This is a genomic window from Sphingomonas sp. Leaf407 (assembly GCF_001425385.1).
GTDB lineage: Bacteria > Pseudomonadota > Alphaproteobacteria > Sphingomonadales > Sphingomonadaceae > Sphingomonas.
In genome coordinates this window covers 1-14,846 of record NZ_LMQO01000009.1, presented here as the reverse complement: position 1 = coordinate 14,846, position 14,846 = coordinate 1, and the positions used below count along the sequence as shown (strand labels likewise).

Genomic DNA, 14,846 nt, shown 5'->3' with positions numbered 1-14,846 from the left:
TCGCGCGACGGCATGGTGATCGCTCCACCGCCGTCTAGAAAGGGATAGGCTATCGAAAGAGTCTGGGTGACATCGCCCAGCAAAACGATCGATTTCGCTACTGATTTCATCATGGTAGGCCGCTTGCATGACCGCATCCGATCGCGCCGAACAGAATCTGATCCTCCGCTGTCCGGAGCCGCTCAATGCGGAAACGCCCCCGGATAAACTGATCACGTCCTTCCTGACGCCGCAGGCGAACTTCTACATCCGCAGTCACGGACCAACGCCGGAGCTGGCCGACGATCATCGTATAGCGCTGGACGGCTTAGTCGACCGCCCGCGCTCCTACACGGTTGCCGAACTTCAAACGGCATTTGCGACCCGGACAGTGACCGCGACCATGCAGTGCGCCGGCAATCGTCGGGCACATCTTCAAGACGTGGAAAAGACTTCGGGCGATCCCTGGGACGTGGGCGCGATTGGCAATGCGGCGTGGACCGGCGTCGCACTGTGCGACGTGCTCGCCGCAGCCGGCATCCAGGACGGCGCGTCGTTCGTCGGCACTACGGGGGCCGACAACGTGGATGTCGATGGTGAGACGGCACCGTTCGGTGCCTCGATCTCGATCGCCAAGGCGCTAGAGCCCGACGTGCTGATCGTCTGGGCCATGAATGGCGAGGCGCTGGCCCCCGAACATGGCGCACCGCTGCGGCTCGTCGTGCCGGGTTATGCGGGCGTTCGTAGCGCCAAGTGGCTGACGCGCATCGAGGTGCGCGATCGCCCGTCCGATGCGCCGATCCAGGCTAAGGACTACAAGCTCTTTCCGGCGTCGGTAGCGAAGGAGGACGCAGACTGGGATCGGGGTCTGACTATCGAGGAGATGCCGCTCAATGCTGCGATCTGCGCGCCGGTGGACGGCGCGCATGTCAGCGCCGGCGCGTGCGAAATCGCGGGTTATGCGGTCGCCTTCGGCCGAGCGGTCACCCGCGTCGAGGTCTCCGTCAATGGCGGCACCGACTGGCTGCAGGCGGAACTGACTGCAAAACCCGATGCGCCTTGGAGCTGGACGCAGTGGCACGTCACGGTCGATCTGTCTCCCGGACTCCACGTCCTGATCGTGCGCGCCGTTGACGGTGCCGGGCAGATGCAGCCCGAACGGCCCGAGCCGATCTGGAACTTCGCCGGCTATCTCTCGACTGCCTGGCATCGCATCGCCGTTACCGCTGGCTGATGGACGCGCCGCACGACGCCGATCGGGCCCATGCGAAGCTGGCGGAGAGCGCGAGCAAGCTGAAGGACAGCGCAGTCCAGCAGGTGGACAGCGCCGACCGTCGCACAGAGCTTGCCGCGGACCGCACAATCCTCGCCGGCGAACGCACCTATGCTGCCTGGGTGCGTACCGGACTGGCGGCGCTCGCTTCCGGTATCGGCGCGCGCGCGCTGCTCAAGGACGTCGTGTTCCCGTGGCTGGCGACGGCGACCGGGACCATGCTGATCTTGTTCAGCGCCTTTTGCTTCGCCGCTGCGGTGTGGCGAGAGATGGGCGCAGGCGCCCCGCCGCCACGACCGGACATCAAGCGCCTGCCAGCGACGTTGCTCCTAGTGATGAACGGGTTTCTTATGCTCGTGTCACTGGCCGCGCTCGTCGGCATCTGGACGGCACGCTCGTAGCAGCCATCCCTAGGTTTGCTGCGAACCGATCAGACCCCGCAGCGCATCCGCGGCTTTCGTGCGGTATCGCCCCCTTGTGACGAAGCCCGAAAACGACGTGGGCCAAAGCCGATCGGTCCCGCATGCAGCGTACCCGGGGTCGGTACATATAACGGGCTCAGATAGACGCTGCCGACTGGCCGGTCCGAGCATTTGCCCGACCAACATGCCCATTGACGGTTGGGGCAAACGTCTAATAGATCGACTTTGGCAATGGATTTCTGCCGGGCAATTTGGCCGAACCGCTCTGATAAGAGCTGATGATTCCTACTTGGCGCCTTCAGGCAGCAAGGAGGAATTGTGCGCGCTACCTTTCGCAATCTCGTCGGCACGCTGAATGTCGCGGCATTCATGCGCGATCGTCACGACCATGCGATCTCTGTCCTGCGCTGGGCGCTGATCTTGCTGCCCATGGCGGCACTCGTCGGGACGCTATGTGCGGCGTTCCTGCTGAGTCTCGATACCGTTACGCGACTGCGGTTTGCATCGCCTTGGCTGCTCTATCTGCTACCGGTGGGCGGGTTCGTTGTCGGATTCCTCTACCATGTCACCGGGCGCACAGTGGAAGGCGGCAACAATCTGATCGTCGAGCAGATCCACGAGCCTGGCGGCGGGGTGCCTCTGCGGATGGCGCCGCTCATCTTCTTCGGCACAGTGGTGACGCATCTTTTCGGTGGCTCGGCCGGACGTGAGGGCACCGCCGTCCAATTGGGTGGAAGCCTTGCCAGCGGTTTCGGCCGCGCGCTCCGCCTCGATGCGGGCGGCACGCGCATCCTGTTGATGACGGGTATCGCAGCCGGGTTCGGCGCGGTCTTCGGCACGCCGATCGCAGGCGCGGTCTTCGCGCTCGAAGTGCTGGCGATCGGCCGCGTTGAATATTCCGCGCTAGTGCCTTGCCTCGTTGCAGCGCTAGTCGGCGATTGGACGTGCCTCGCCTGGGGTATCCATCACGGTGTCTACCCGATCGGTGCGTTGATACCGGTCGATGCGCTGCTCGTGACGAAGGCGGGTATTGCGGGGATCATATTCGGATTGGTCGGTTTGGCCTTCGCCGAAGCCAACCACGTGGTCGGGGGATGTCTGAAGCGGATCGTCCCCTATGGTCCGCTACGTCCAGTGATCGGCGGGGTCGTCGTTATCGCGCTCGTCTTCCTGTTCGGCACGCGCGACTATCTAGGCCTGGGTGTCCTGGCAGCGAGGCCCGAGAGCCTTACCATCGCCAGCTTCTTCGGACCAGACACGCATCCGTGGAGTTGGGCGATCAAGCTGCTGTTTACTGTCGTCACGCTCGGTGCGGGTTTCAAAGGCGGTGAAGTCACGCCGTTGTTCTTCATCGGCGCGGCGCTCGGTAACGCGCTGGCGCCTTTCTTGGACGTACCGACGGGCCTGTTCGCCGCGATCGGCTTTGTTGCGGTCTTTGCCGGGGCTGCCAATACCCCGCTCGCCTGCACCTTCATGGGGATTGAACTGTTTGGCGCCAGCTATGCGGTGCCGATCGCCGTCGCCTGTTTCGTGGCCTATCTCTGCTCGGGCCACAATGGCATCTACCTGTCGCAGCGCGTTGCGATACCCAAGGTGCCCGCGAACGGCCTCGCGCCCAATGCAACACTGCGCGAGACACGTACACGCCGCACAGCACTTCGCGCGCAGAACCGCGTGTCGTGAGTGATGTGCTTAGCCTGATCCCCCCGATACGTCGGGCGCAGCCTTCGGATCGGGGTCTTGCGCCTTGCCCTTCGCGGCGCCCGGCTGCTTTGCGCTCATGGCGGTCAGATAAGCGACGATCGCCGGCACGTCAGCCTGTGCAACAGGAGCCTTGTAGACCTCGCGCATCTTGGTGACCTCCGCGGTCCACTGATCGGAGGAGAGTGGCGGCTGGTTCAGCGCCATGCTCGCCGAATGACACGAGGTGCAGTTGGCGTTGATGACGTCGGCATGCGGGCCGGCGGGATATTGCCCTTCGTCGGTCGGGAGATCGACCGAGGTGGACGCCAGCGAGAAGCCGCGCGCCGAAACGCTTGGCGGCGGTGGTGCGGTCGGGGCGGCAGGCGGCGGGGCGATGCGGCTGTTCGGGGCACCGATCGCGAGTAGAAGAACGACGGTCGCGCCGACGAACCCGAACGACAGCGTGCCGATGGAAGGCGTTTTCATGGGGGAGCGCTCCTCAGCCGACGACGATGTTGGTGGTTTCGATGTTGCCGCGCATGAACCCGCCCGGGTTCCAGATCGGCGTCATCGGCTGCGCGATGCCGGCGGTGTTCCAGCAGCGCGACATCAGTCTGGTCGGGCCCGCATGGCTGAGCGGCACCTGCGCATCCCAGCGGCGGAAACTGTATTTGCCGTGATCGGGGCCAAGCGTCGTCTTGTACCAGCTCTTGCCGTTGTCGGTCGACACATCGACCTTGGCGACGCCGCAATCGCCGCCCATCGCGATGCCGCCCAGCGGGATTGACCGGTCAAACGCGATCGCCTGCCCTTCGTCGAGGCTCGTGACCCAACTGCGCGGGATCATCTTGTTGATCGGGACGGCCGGGAAATCCTTCTGGCCAGGCCGCACGTTCGCGCCTGGAGTGTCAGGGATCTTGTACGCCTTGGCCATCCAGTAACCGTCGTCGGGCGCGGCAAGCACCTCGATGTCGTTCAGCATCTTGACCCAATAGGTCGAATACCAGCCGGGTACGATCAGCCGGACCGGGAAGCCGTTGAGGAGCGGCATCTGTTCACCGTTCATCCCGAAGGCGAGCATCACTTCGCCGTCGCGTGCGTGGTCGATCGACAGCGACTTCGCAAAATCCGGTCCACCCGCGACCACCGGCTGGTCGAGCGCACCGAACCGCACCGCGACCGCGCCCGGCTTCACGCCGGCGATATCGAGCACGTCGCGCAGGCGCACGCCGAGCCATTTGGCGTTGCCCATCGCCCCGTGACGCCACTGCGCACCGGCAACAGGGGGCTGGAACAGCGCACGCGAATTGCCCGAGCATTGGTTGATCGCCGCCAGCTCGACGCGTGGCAACTTCAGCAGTTGCGCGAGCGAGATCGACAGCGGCCGCGTGACCGCGCCGTGCACCTTGATCCGGAACGCCTCGACATCGATCGCGGTCGGAATGTCGGCCCAGTGCCAGCGGACGAAGAACTGGTCGTTCGGTGTGAAGACGTCGCCATTGAACACGCTCATCGGCGTTTCCAGCAGCGGCGGGTGGATCCGCTGGAGGATCATGCTGCCCTTGCCGGGGAACGCACTGGTTATCGGCCGTTCCGATGGGCCACCCGGAAGATGCAGGTCGACCATGCTCTGCGCCAGCGCGGGTGCGGCGATCAGCGCGCCGCTGCCGATCGCAGCCTCTGCGAGAAAGCGACGGCGGTTCGTCGCCTGCGCCAGTTTCATATCCAGGCTGTCCACCAGCATTCTCCCTTCGATGTCATGCTCTTATGCGCGATCCGTCCGACGGTCTGCCCGGTACGGGTCGATCGGATGGGCCGGTTCGATCCGGCAGGACGATCAGTTCGGCCCATCAATTGGCTTGGGCGATGCAGGGCGACACGAACAGGTTTCCGCGCCAGCCGCCTGCGACCGTCTTGGCGCCGACCAGCAGCCACATCGCTGCGAGCGCGATGGTGAGGATGGTGCCGACGATCCCGAAAAAGCCGAGCTGGAGCGTCGTGCCGAGCTTGAAGGTGGCGACAGTGTAGACGCCGAGCGGGAAGGTGTAGCCCCACCAGCCAAGGTTGAACGGGATACCCGCGCGCCAGTAGCGGATCGTGATCAGCGTCGCGAGCGCCAGCCACCACAGGCCGAAGCCCCAGAGCAACAGCCCGGCGATCGTGCCGATCCCCTGCGCTACCGCGCCGATCTGGCCGAGGCCGTTGGCGGCGAGGATCGCGGGCGCGTCGCTACCGAGCACCAGCATCCCGAGCGCACCGGTGCCGATCGGACCGAGCGCGAGCCAGCTCGAGGCGGCCATGCTCTCGTGCGGCAGCTTGTGGAGAGCCATCCGCAGGATCAGGATCGCGAGAATGCCGAACGCGACCGGCACCGAATAGGCCCACAGGACATAGGAGGTCGCCAGCACCACGAACTGATGATGGGCGTCGGCCAGATGCGGTGCGAGCAGGCCTCCGCTCGCGCCTGCGACCTCGGCCGCGACCACTGGCAGGAGCCACACCGCGGTCATGCCGTCGAGCGAATGTTCGTGCCGGGTAAACATGAGGTAGGGGATCGCTACACCGCAGGCGAGCGACATCGCGACGTCGATCCACCACAATGTCTCGGCGATCGGGATCACGCCGGCGCCGAACCGCGGCAGGCCGAACGCCAGGAACCCGTTGATGATCGTCGCGAGGCCCATCGGGATCGTACCGATGAACATCGATACGGTGTTGTGCCCGAAGATCCGCCGCGCCTCGTGCCCGAACATCGTCCAGCGCGCGGTGTAGAGCCCGGCGAACAGCGTGAAGAGCGCGATGTTGAAATACCACAATGCCTCGCCGACCGGGTGCAGCGACGTGCCGACGCCCGGCACCTGCGGTAAGGCCAGCGCCAGGATACCGGTGCCCATGGTCGCGGCGAACCAGTTGGGCGTGAACTGCCGGATCATCTCGCGCGGTGAGTCGAGCCGGCTGAGCGGCTTCAGGCCATCAAGAACGGGTTTCAGATCGGCGGTCACTTGCCAGTCTCCTTGATGAGATCGGTCAGCGCATCGGCCGCCCGGGTACGATAGCGCTCTTTGTGCCGCAGCGCGTAGAACGGACGCCGCGGCAGACCGAGCGGCAGATCGTGCAACGTTCCGGCCGCGATTGCAGGTGCGACGACATGCTGCGACAGGACCGCGACGCCTGCGCCAGCCTCGACCGCGCTACGTACCGCCTCGTTCGACGGCAGGGTCAGCGCGGTGGTGAGGTCCGACGGATCGACGCCGCGCTGGCGCAACACCTCCTCGAACGACGAGCGCGTGCCCGATCCCTGTTCGCGGACGATCCAGCGCGCGGCGCGGATCCAGTCCTCGTCGATCGTGTCGGCTGCGCGATCGCTTACCAGCACCATGCGGTCGTTCGCGACCGTCCAATGCGCGAGCGCGGGCTCGTCGATCACACCCTCGACGAAGCCGAGCTCGACCGCACCGTCGAGCACGCGCGCCGCGGCCCCCTCGGTGTTGTCGATCGCCAGTTCGATTGAGATCGCGGGGTAGCGCGCATGGAACGCCGCCAGCTGGCGGGGCAGCCAATAGCCTGCGATCGTCTGGCTTGCGACCAGCCGCAGTGTGCCGCGCTCCAGTCCTGCATATTCGGCCAGTGCAAGTTCCGCGCTGGCGGCACGGCCAAGCACTGCGCGCGCGTCGACCAGAAACATGCGGCCCGCTTCGGACAGTTCGATCCCGCGGCCGACCCGGTGGAACAGCGGCACGCCGTGCCGAGCTTCTAGCGCGGCGATGGCAGCGCTTGCGGCTGACTGCGTCACATTGAGCGCTTCGGCAGCGCGCGTCATGTGCTCGCGCTCTGCGACACCGACGAAAATCCTGAGTTGTTCGAGGGTCATGCCCGATCTCCTTGCCCCAATGATAGGGAAAGGAGATCAATCGCACCAACCAAAGATTACAGTCATTCCAATCAGATATACCGATCGTTCATTTCAGAATGTCGATAACCGCCTCACGTTCATCGACCAGTTCGGCAATCGTGCGATCGAGCATCGATCGCTGGAACGGATCGAGGGTCAGGCCTTCGATACGCGCATACCCACCGCTCATGCAGTGCACCGGCACGCCGCACACCAGTCCTTGCGGGATACCGTAGGAGCCATCTGACACCACGCCCATCGACACCCAATTATCGCCTGCGCCGTGCACCCAGTCGCGCAGATGGTCGATCGCTGCATTTGCGGCCGACGCGGCCGAGGACGCACCCCGTGCTTCGATGATCGCGGTTCCGCGCTGCGCAACGGTGGGGATCAGGGTTTCGCGGTACCAGGCCTCGTTTCCGATACGGTCGGCAAGCTTTTGGCCATCGAGTTCGGCATTCCCCCAGTCGGCAAACATCGTCGGCGAATGGTTTCCCCAGACGACGAGCTTTGTAATCGCATCGACACCTACACCCGCCTTGGCCGCAAGCTGTCCCTGCGCGCGGTTGTGATCGAGGCGGATCATCGACGTGATGTTTTCGGCAGGAAAACCCGGTGCGCTTTGCGCAAGAATCCAGGCATTTGTGTTGGCGGGATTGCCGACGACCAGGATCTTGGCGTCACGTTTGGCCACTGCGTCCAATGCTGCGCCCTGCGTCTTGAAGATCGCTGCGTTGGCAGCGAGCAAATCACGGCGCTCCATGCCCTTTGAGCGGGGACGAGACCCAACCAGCATGGCCGCATCGATGTCCTTGAAAGCCACCATCGGATCATCAGTAATGATCACACCTGCCAGTAGCGGGAACGCGCAATCCTCCAGTTCCATGACCACGCCGCGTACGGCGTCCATAGCCTGCGGCACGTCGAGCAGTTGAAGGATAACGGGCTGGTCCGGTCCGAACACGTCACCCTGCGCAACCCGGAAGAGCAGCGAATAGCAAATTTGTCCTGCGGCACCGCTGATCGCGATCCTGACGGGGGGCTTGGTCATTTTAGAAAGGGCTTTCCTTGGGAAATTACAGACGGTGTAAGACCGATCAACGCGCCGCCACGGCAAGCGCCGCATCGCGCCCGGATGGCACCAGATTGGCGAGACCTTTTCCTGATCGCACGGCACCAGGAACGTAGATCAGGCTTTGCGCATCCGTACTGATAGGGATTGTCGACACGGTGGTGTACGTCAGCGTGTCGATCCCAGCGACCTTGTTGGTTCCGGCCAGGCTGGCATAGATTCTCGTACCATCGCCCGACGGCCAAACCGCACTTGGAGCCGCTTGTAGCGGGACGGTTGCCACAGCCTCCAGGCTGTCGGTTCTATAGACCTTGATTGCAGGTTGATCGCCGCCAATGCTGACATAGGCAAAGGAATCGTCCGCGCGCTGGGCGAAGTTGACCGCGCCCGTTGCTGGACCAGTGTTTATCACTTCGCGTACCGCAAACGGCGGTTTGGCAGCAAAAACCGTGGTCGTGCCGCTCTCGCGGCGTGTTGCCCAAATCTGTTTGCCATCTGGCGAGACCGCGATTGCTCCCTCACCTGCACCGTTGCTGGCAACGTGTCCGACGACGCGCCGATGCTCGACGTCGACAACCAGGATGGACGGCCTTTCAGTAAGCGATACAAAGGCATAGCGTCCGTTTGGCGACAGGATGGTCGCGCCCGCTCCGCCACTTGCTGGTACGCGGGTGATCTCCCGCGCGGTCTTAGGATCCACGACTGCGATGGCATGTTCATCGCCGAGCGAAACCCAGAGTTCGTGCCCATTGGGCGTAAACGCGACGGCGGTAGGCGACGTCTGGAACACGGTCCGGCCTCGTTCCGTGTTCGTGGCCAGATCTACGAGCGTCACACTGTGCTGCGCTAATGCCGATACCGCCAGGGTCCGCCCGTCACGCGTTGCAGCCAGGTGCTGGACTTTGGGGCTGGAAAAGCTGGGCTCAGCTATCGCGCTTTTGGTGAGGTCGATGCGTCCCAGTTCGTTGCCCGCTGCAGGATCGATGACAACGATCTTTGTCGATGTCGGGTCAGACACATAGATCCGGTCATGATGACTAAGGTCGATATCAGCCTTCGACCACGGTGCCTGAACCGCCTTGATATCGCAGGGAAAGTCGTCCGCCGCAGGTGCAGCCCAATAGGCCTGAGCGATCGCCGGGACTGGGGCTACGGAGGCCAACATCGCGGCAACCAGAACGATCGCAGCTTTCATCGTTTGATCCTTATCGCGGATCCGGCGGGTGATCGTGCCAGTCCGATGCCGCTAGATCGACCGATATCTCCCCTGCGTCCAACGCATGGTAGCGATGGTTTCAATACGAAAACGCGATCATAGATTGTCTACCGTTCTTTTTAGATGATCAGAACAACCATGCTTATGCGTTGGATCGATGGCTGCGCCGCGATCATTTACGCTGTCACGCTCGGCATTCATCGCTCGCGTGTCATAAATGGGAATACTAAAGGCATGACGATGAAATCTCGCACGGCCTTGCTAACGGCGATAGCCGTGTCCGTATCGACGGGTGCGTTAGCGCAAACGGACGGTTTCGCGTCCGCAATGGATGCGGCGATGGCGCGGATGCACGGCGCGATGATGACCGGTTATTCAAGCGATCCCGATCGCGACTTCGCAAGAATGATGATCCCGCATCATCAGGGTGCGATCGACATGGCCGAAGTCGAACTGCGGTTCGGCAAGGATGAACGCCTGCGCCGGCTCGCCCAGGGAATCATCGTCGAACAGCGTCAGGAAATCGCGGTGATGCAGGGCATCCTATCCGAAGGCGGCGCGTTGCTGCCTCACACCGAACCGACCGCGACCGGTCACCCCCATCACGGAGACCGTCCATGAAGCGTTTCACCCTAACCGCCTGCGCCGCCTTGTGTTTCTCGGGCCCTGCGTTTGCCCAGCAAGTGCCGAACGCGACCCCCGACGTCCCCGTCAGCGCGCAGGACCGGTTCTACACCTCGGACCAGTTCTCCAACACCGTGTCGGTGATCGATCCGTCGACCAACACGCTGCTCGGCGTGATAAAACTCGGCGACCAGACCCCCGCGAACCTCAGCCCGCTCTACAAGGGACAGCTGCTCGTCCACGGCATGGGCTTCTCGCCTGATCGCAAGACGCTGGCGGCGATCTCGATCGGCTCGAACTCGGTGACGTTCATCGACACTGCGACCAATGCCGTGAAGCATACGACCTATGTGGGCCGATCGCCGCACGAAGCGTTCTTCCGCCCCGACGGTCGCGAAGTCTGGGTCGCGGTGCGCGGCGAGGATTATATCCAGGTGCTCGACGGCAAGACCTTCGCGCCGACTACGCGCATCCCCGTTCCTAATGGCCCCGGCATGACGATCTTCTCGCCGAACGGGAAATACGGTTACGTCTGTTCGAGCTTTTCTCCCGAGACCGTTGTGATCGACACCGCCTCGAAGAAGATCGTCGGTCGCGTCAAGCAGGCGAGCCCGTTCTGCCCCGACATCGCCGCGACGCCCGACGGCAAGCAGGTCTGGTTGACGCTGAAAGACGTCGGCAAAGTCATGGTGTTCGACGCCAAGCCACCCTTCGCAGTGCTCAAGACGTTCGACACAGGCGCGATCACCAACCACGTCAACATCGCCCGCACCAAGGCTGGCCAGTTCGCCTATGTGACGGTCGGCACCGAGAACGTCGTCAAGGTGTTCCGCACCACCGACTTCGCGCAGGTCGCGAACATCCCGGTCGGCGCGCTCCCGCACGGCCTTTGGCCGTCGGGCGACGGTACGCGGATGTATGTCGGGCTGGAGAACGCCGACGCAGTCGCGGCGATCGATACCGCCAGCAACACCGTTATCGCGACGATTCCGATCGGTCAGGGGCCCCAAGGCGTGGCCTACGTTCCCGGCGCGGTGCCGGTAGGCGATGGCCGTGCAAACCTGATGCCGCTCGCCCAGGCCGGCATGAAGATCCAGCTGACTCTTTCCGGGACTGGGCGCAGCCAGGTCACGCTGTTCGATCAGGGCCAAGTCCAGATTTTGCAGGCGGCGGTTGCGGGCCTCAGTCCAAAGATGCCCTATGTCCTTGGGCTATCCTCCCGCGCTGATGGCAGCGGCGTGATCCAGCCTCTGGCGAAGTTCATGACCAATCCGGCGGGCGGCGCGATAGTCAACACGCTCGGACCGCTCCGCCAGATCGTCAGCGACGCAAAAGGCGACATGCGCCGTTACCTCGTCATTGCTCCGGGCGACCCGATGATGCCGGGCGCCGTCGTTCAGGTGCAAAAATGAGGATTCCGGTGAAACCTGCGATCTCTTGTCCGTATCCGGTATCTTGGTCATGACGCTGGTATAGGCTGCCGCAGCGTTTTGAGACTGTCGGAAAACACATGCTTTCGGACAGGGTGCGCTCCGGCCTTGGGTCGTGGCGCCAACAGGATGGCAGAGTGTGCGACAAACCCTGTCGCTTTGGTCAGCTGTACGGAAACCCGAATCTGGGGGTTTGCTGACACCCGATCGCGTTAGCGTACATCTGGGTCCGTTCTATGTGCAGACCCCTCTTCAAAGCTGCGCGTCACCGCTCCCCGAACGGGTGCTTGCCGTACTGGCGCATGAGAAGGTCGATTGCCTCGCCCATCAAGGCCTGAAGGGTAGTTCCGTTCTCGGCCGCCAGCACATTTAAGCCTCGGCTAACTTCCGGACTAAAGTATGCGCTGACAGCCTTCTTGCCCTGCCGCGCCGCCGATCGCACCGACGCCGAGCCCTCAATGGCTGGGGTCGAGACGCTCGGCTCCACCTTCGCGCGTTCTGCACGCTGCTGCCTCATGGCGCCAAATTTGCTCATGTCAGCCTCGCTTCTTTCTGCACTGCTTACTTGTGGGCAAGTTCACACGTTCGCTTGTCCACGTCCATAGCGCGGCGATCTCCTCCGCCGCCTTACCGTCAGGCTCCGCCTCTATCGCGGTTTTCCCTTGCGCCGTGCTGTGGTGATAGATCGCGCGCATCGTGAGCATGACGGGCGCGACCGGCACACCCATACCCTCAACGCCTTCGCTGCCCTCAATCAGCTCCCGCGCGTCTCTGTAAGTAGTTGGCGCGCGCTGAGGACCGCCCATGAAGAGCACGAAGGCCGGCTTGCCTGCTGCCTTCACCAGCTCGGCCGTCGTTTCAACGGCTGACAAGTCGAACGCTTGGGGACGACAAGGAATAAGGATCAGGTCCGCAGCCTTGCACGCCTCGCGCGCCATGATGTCCGCGTGTGGGGGCGTATCGATAATGACTAGGTCCGCGCCTAGATCGGCTGCTTGCTGCACCTTGCGCGGAAGGAGGGTGGGGGAGGCACAATCTACGACCTCAGGGTCCGCGCCGCCTCGCCAGTGGTTCCATTGGCTAGCGGTCGCTTGCGGGTCCGCGTCGAGGATCAGCGCGGAGAGGCCCGCACTGGTGGCGGCACCGGCAAGGTGGATGGCAAGCGTGGTCTTACCCGCTCCGCCCTTCTGGCTGATGATAGATATGGTCTTCATGTAGCCCCTGCACGTGTTCGCGTGTGAACATGATGGATAGCACACAAGTGAGCAAGATAACAATCTCACTTGTGAACTGATAGCCTTCGTGGCCTGTAGCAGCGTGGTTGGGTGGTCGTAAGCTGCACCCGAGGTTCGCGGCATAAGGGAGCATACGTGACAGGAATATCAGGGGGGTCAGGATCAGGCGGCTGGACGTGGGTGCAGGGCTTCGGAACGGCCTTTGCGGGCGTGCTTGCCTACCTTGGCGCGCGTTTTGGCGCGCAGGCCGGGAAGGAGAACGCAGACAAGGCCATCTTCGTCCAGATCGTCACCAGCGAGCGCGCGGTATGGCGAGAAGCAATGCGAGGGCTGGTTGTAGAGTTAACGGCCGAGGTGCGGCGTGGTGCAGTTAGCCCTGCCAAGCCGGTGAATTGGCGAAAGGTACATGCCGCGCGCGCTGGTATCGTACTCCGCCTAAACCCGGCCTGCCGCGACGTAGGGACTGAGGACAAACATGCCCTGGATCGCGCGCTCTTCCGCGCAGTCGAGGAGCTAGTGAGTGCGCGGCATACTCCAAAGCCCGATTGGCTCAAAAAGGCGGATACGGTCGAGAAAGCAGCCCAACGGCTCATCAAGAAGGAATGGGACAAGTCGAAGAAGGAGGCTCGCACAGGCAGGCTTGAAGAATGAGGCTGTGAGGGCCGCAGGATAGCAACTGTCGACTGTCTCAAATGTTCTAAGTTTCGCAACAGAGCCCTTAGAGCTCGTGTTCTCTCATGTGCTGATGTCGCAAAAGTCGGTTGCAAAATACTTTTATTACGATACAATTTTGCAACATGCTGATTGGCTATGCTCGTGTGTCCACCGATGACCAAGATCTCCGGCTGCAACGCGCCGCGTTGAAGGAGGCCGGATGCAAGCGGACGTTCGAGGAGAAGATCTCGGGCGCGAAGCGTGACCGGCCCGAGCTGGCCAAGATGATCGAGCAGCTGCGCGACGACGACACGGTGGTAGTGACGCGGCTCGACCGACTGGCGCGCTCGACGCGCGACCTGCTGGACATCGCCGAGAAGCTGAAGGAGGCTGGTTCCGGCCTGCGCTCGCTGGCCGAGCCCTGGGCCGACACGACCTCGCCAGCTGGTCGCATGGTGCTGACCGTGTTCGCCGGCATCGCTGAGTTCGAGCGTGAGCTGATCCACCAGCGCACCAGCAGCGGACGAGTGGCGGCTAAGGCGAGGGGAGTCCGCTTTGGCCGTCCGCCAAAGCTCACCCCCGATCAGATCACGCTCGGCGAACGATTGATAAGCGAAGGCACATCGGTGCGCGAAGCCGCCAAGCTGCTCAAATGCCACCATGCCACACTCTACCGGGCGCTGACCGCAGCGACGGTGGCTTTATAATGCGGTGGACTGCGCAGCCTGACACTTCGGCAGGGAAGGCCTGATGCCTATCCGGCCCGAGCACGTGTTCTTGTACCCGATCGACTGGGTGCAGCTATCACACCAGGTACGCTTCGTGCGGGCGGGGGGACACTGCGAGCATTGTGGACGTCCCCACAGGCAGAAGGTCTTCCACCTAGGCGACGGACGGTGGTGGGATCGGAACCGGCAATGCTGGCGCAATGGCCGGGGCCGGCGCGTGCGACGGCCTACGGAAAACATTCTGGTACAAGGCCGGTGGACACCGGTGGTCCTGGCCTGTGCGCACCTTAACCATGATCCGAGCGACAGTGCGCTTCACCAGCTCGCAGCGCTCTGCCAACGCTGCCACATGCTCCACGATGGCCCGGAGCATCGACGCCGGCGCTGGATGAACGCGCACTATCGGCGTGCGCTGGGTGATCTGTTCTACGGTCCATACCCCAAGCTGGGAGGCGACTGGATTACGCCCACCCCGCTCAGCATGCTCGACGATCACCGCAGTGGAACGTCTTCCCGTTGACACTCGTTTCACTTATTGCGTTTACAACTCGCAGTCACTAGATGGCTTCCGCCCTGGGAGATGAAACATGGCCGCCGTGGCCTTCAATATCGACGAGGCCTACGAGCCTACTGCACAC

15 protein-coding genes and 1 riboswitch are annotated in these 14,846 nt (G+C 63.1%); of the genes, 7 read left to right on the top strand and 8 right to left on the bottom strand.

The features are described 5' to 3' along the window. Positions 1–127 precede the first annotated feature (127 nt). From ASG37_RS17040 to ASG37_RS17030, 3 genes are all read left to right on the top strand, one after another. On the top strand, positions 128–1,213 hold the full coding sequence (locus ASG37_RS17040; RefSeq protein WP_031392894.1) for a sulfite oxidase: 1,086 nt from the start codon (positions 128–130) through the stop codon (positions 1,211–1,213). Beyond that, positions 1,213–1,653 (top strand): YidH family protein, encoded by a 441-nt coding sequence (locus ASG37_RS17035; protein ID WP_051916165.1) that lies wholly within the window; start codon positions 1,213–1,215, stop codon positions 1,651–1,653. Before ASG37_RS17040 ends, ASG37_RS17035 begins: the two co-directional genes overlap by 1 nt. Positions 1,654–1,892: 239 nt before the next feature. Then, positions 1,893–1,969: riboswitch (Fluoride riboswitch) on the top strand. 23 nt (positions 1,970–1,992) lie between these two features. After that, positions 1,993–3,357: a voltage-gated chloride channel family protein gene (locus tag ASG37_RS17030; RefSeq protein ID WP_031392892.1), complete on the top strand. Its 1,365-nt coding sequence runs from the start codon at positions 1,993–1,995 to the stop codon at positions 3,355–3,357. 9 nt (positions 3,358–3,366) lie between these two features. Here the strand turns inward: ASG37_RS17030 and ASG37_RS17025 are convergent, their stop codons facing one another. The 6 genes from ASG37_RS17025 to ASG37_RS17800 all read right to left on the bottom strand — a co-directional run bounded on the left by ASG37_RS17025 (position 3,367) and on the right by ASG37_RS17800 (position 9,516). Next, the gene (locus tag ASG37_RS17025) at positions 3,367–3,843 is read right to left on the bottom strand and encodes a hypothetical protein (protein ID WP_031392891.1); all 477 of its coding nucleotides are present in this window, start codon (positions 3,841–3,843) and stop codon (positions 3,367–3,369) included. Positions 3,844–3,856: 13 nt separating this feature from the next. Continuing rightward, the gene (locus ASG37_RS17020; RefSeq protein ID WP_197975372.1) at positions 3,857–5,101 is read right to left on the bottom strand and encodes a molybdopterin-dependent oxidoreductase; all 1,245 of its coding nucleotides are present in this window, start codon (positions 5,099–5,101) and stop codon (positions 3,857–3,859) included. Positions 5,102–5,207: 106 nt separating this feature from the next. Continuing rightward, positions 5,208–6,359: a TDT family transporter gene (locus ASG37_RS17015; RefSeq protein WP_031392889.1), complete on the bottom strand. Its 1,152-nt coding sequence runs from the start codon at positions 6,357–6,359 to the stop codon at positions 5,208–5,210. Beyond that, on the bottom strand, positions 6,356–7,228 hold the full coding sequence (locus tag ASG37_RS17010; RefSeq protein ID WP_031392888.1) for a LysR family transcriptional regulator: 873 nt from the start codon (positions 7,226–7,228) through the stop codon (positions 6,356–6,358). Before ASG37_RS17010 ends, ASG37_RS17015 begins: the two co-directional genes overlap by 4 nt. A gap of 88 nt (positions 7,229–7,316) precedes the next feature. Beyond that, a complete protein-coding gene (locus tag ASG37_RS17005) occupies positions 7,317–8,300 on the bottom strand; it encodes a malate dehydrogenase (RefSeq protein WP_031392887.1) in 984 nt (327 codons plus the stop codon). A gap of 46 nt (positions 8,301–8,346) precedes the next feature. Next, entirely contained in the window at positions 8,347–9,516 is a 1,170-nt protein-coding gene (locus tag ASG37_RS17800; protein ID WP_051916164.1) for a hypothetical protein, read from the bottom strand. A 165-nt stretch (positions 9,517–9,681) separates the two neighbouring features. Here ASG37_RS17800 and ASG37_RS17000 point away from each other — a divergent pair, with 165 nt between their 5' ends. Then, a complete protein-coding gene (locus ASG37_RS17000) occupies positions 9,682–10,158 on the top strand; it encodes a DUF305 domain-containing protein (RefSeq protein ID WP_234387257.1) in 477 nt (158 codons plus the stop codon). After that, positions 10,155–11,573, top strand: a complete 1,419-nt coding sequence (locus ASG37_RS16995; RefSeq protein WP_051916163.1) for a YncE family protein — start codon at positions 10,155–10,157, stop codon at positions 11,571–11,573. Before ASG37_RS17000 ends, ASG37_RS16995 begins: the two co-directional genes overlap by 4 nt. A 283-nt stretch (positions 11,574–11,856) precedes the next feature. Here ASG37_RS16995 and ASG37_RS16990 read toward each other — a convergent pair whose 3' ends face one another. After that, positions 11,857–12,126: a ribbon-helix-helix domain-containing protein gene (locus tag ASG37_RS16990; protein WP_031392883.1), complete on the bottom strand. Its 270-nt coding sequence runs from the start codon at positions 12,124–12,126 to the stop codon at positions 11,857–11,859. Position 12,127: 1 nt separating this feature from the next. Continuing rightward, complete coding sequence (gene parA / locus ASG37_RS16985) at positions 12,128–12,805, bottom strand: ParA family partition ATPase (RefSeq protein WP_055763282.1); 678 nt, start codon at positions 12,803–12,805, stop codon at positions 12,128–12,130. Positions 12,806–13,006: 201 nt separating this feature from the next. Here parA and ASG37_RS16980 point away from each other — a divergent pair, with 201 nt between their 5' ends. Both ASG37_RS16980 and ASG37_RS16975 read left to right on the top strand, forming a co-directional pair. Beyond that, on the top strand, positions 13,007–13,477 hold the full coding sequence (locus ASG37_RS16980) for a hypothetical protein (protein ID WP_031392881.1): 471 nt from the start codon (positions 13,007–13,009) through the stop codon (positions 13,475–13,477). Positions 13,478–13,623: 146 nt separating this feature from the next. Then, positions 13,624–14,187, top strand: coding sequence for a recombinase family protein (locus ASG37_RS16975; RefSeq protein ID WP_031392880.1), 564 nt, complete (start codon positions 13,624–13,626; stop codon positions 14,185–14,187). Positions 14,188–14,846 lie beyond the last annotated feature (659 nt).

What these genes read in the sequence shown, in the direction of transcription:
- ASG37_RS17800 (WP_051916164.1), bottom strand. Translation starts at nt 9,516, where the DNA reads ATGAAAGCTGCGATCGTTCTGGTTGCCGCGATGTTGGCCTCCGTAGCC.
- ASG37_RS17020 (WP_197975372.1), bottom strand. Translation starts at nt 5,101, where the DNA reads ATGCTGGTGGACAGCCTGGATATGAAACTGGCGCAGGCGACGAACCGC.
- ASG37_RS16975 (WP_031392880.1), top strand. Translation starts at nt 13,624, where the DNA reads ATGCTGATTGGCTATGCTCGTGTGTCCACCGATGACCAAGATCTCCGG.
- ASG37_RS17035 (WP_051916165.1), top strand. Translation starts at nt 1,213, where the DNA reads ATGGACGCGCCGCACGACGCCGATCGGGCCCATGCGAAGCTGGCGGAG.
- ASG37_RS17025 (WP_031392891.1), bottom strand. Translation starts at nt 3,843, where the DNA reads ATGAAAACGCCTTCCATCGGCACGCTGTCGTTCGGGTTCGTCGGCGCG.
- ASG37_RS16990 (WP_031392883.1), bottom strand. Translation starts at nt 12,126, where the DNA reads ATGAGCAAATTTGGCGCCATGAGGCAGCAGCGTGCAGAACGCGCGAAG.
- ASG37_RS17005 (WP_031392887.1), bottom strand. Translation starts at nt 8,300, where the DNA reads ATGACCAAGCCCCCCGTCAGGATCGCGATCAGCGGTGCCGCAGGACAA.
- parA (WP_055763282.1), bottom strand. Translation starts at nt 12,805, where the DNA reads ATGAAGACCATATCTATCATCAGCCAGAAGGGCGGAGCGGGTAAGACC.
- ASG37_RS16995 (WP_051916163.1), top strand. Translation starts at nt 10,155, where the DNA reads ATGAAGCGTTTCACCCTAACCGCCTGCGCCGCCTTGTGTTTCTCGGGC.
- ASG37_RS17000 (WP_234387257.1), top strand. Translation starts at nt 9,682, where the DNA reads ATGCGTTGGATCGATGGCTGCGCCGCGATCATTTACGCTGTCACGCTC.
- ASG37_RS17040 (WP_031392894.1), top strand. Translation starts at nt 128, where the DNA reads ATGACCGCATCCGATCGCGCCGAACAGAATCTGATCCTCCGCTGTCCG.
- ASG37_RS17010 (WP_031392888.1), bottom strand. Translation starts at nt 7,228, where the DNA reads ATGACCCTCGAACAACTCAGGATTTTCGTCGGTGTCGCAGAGCGCGAG.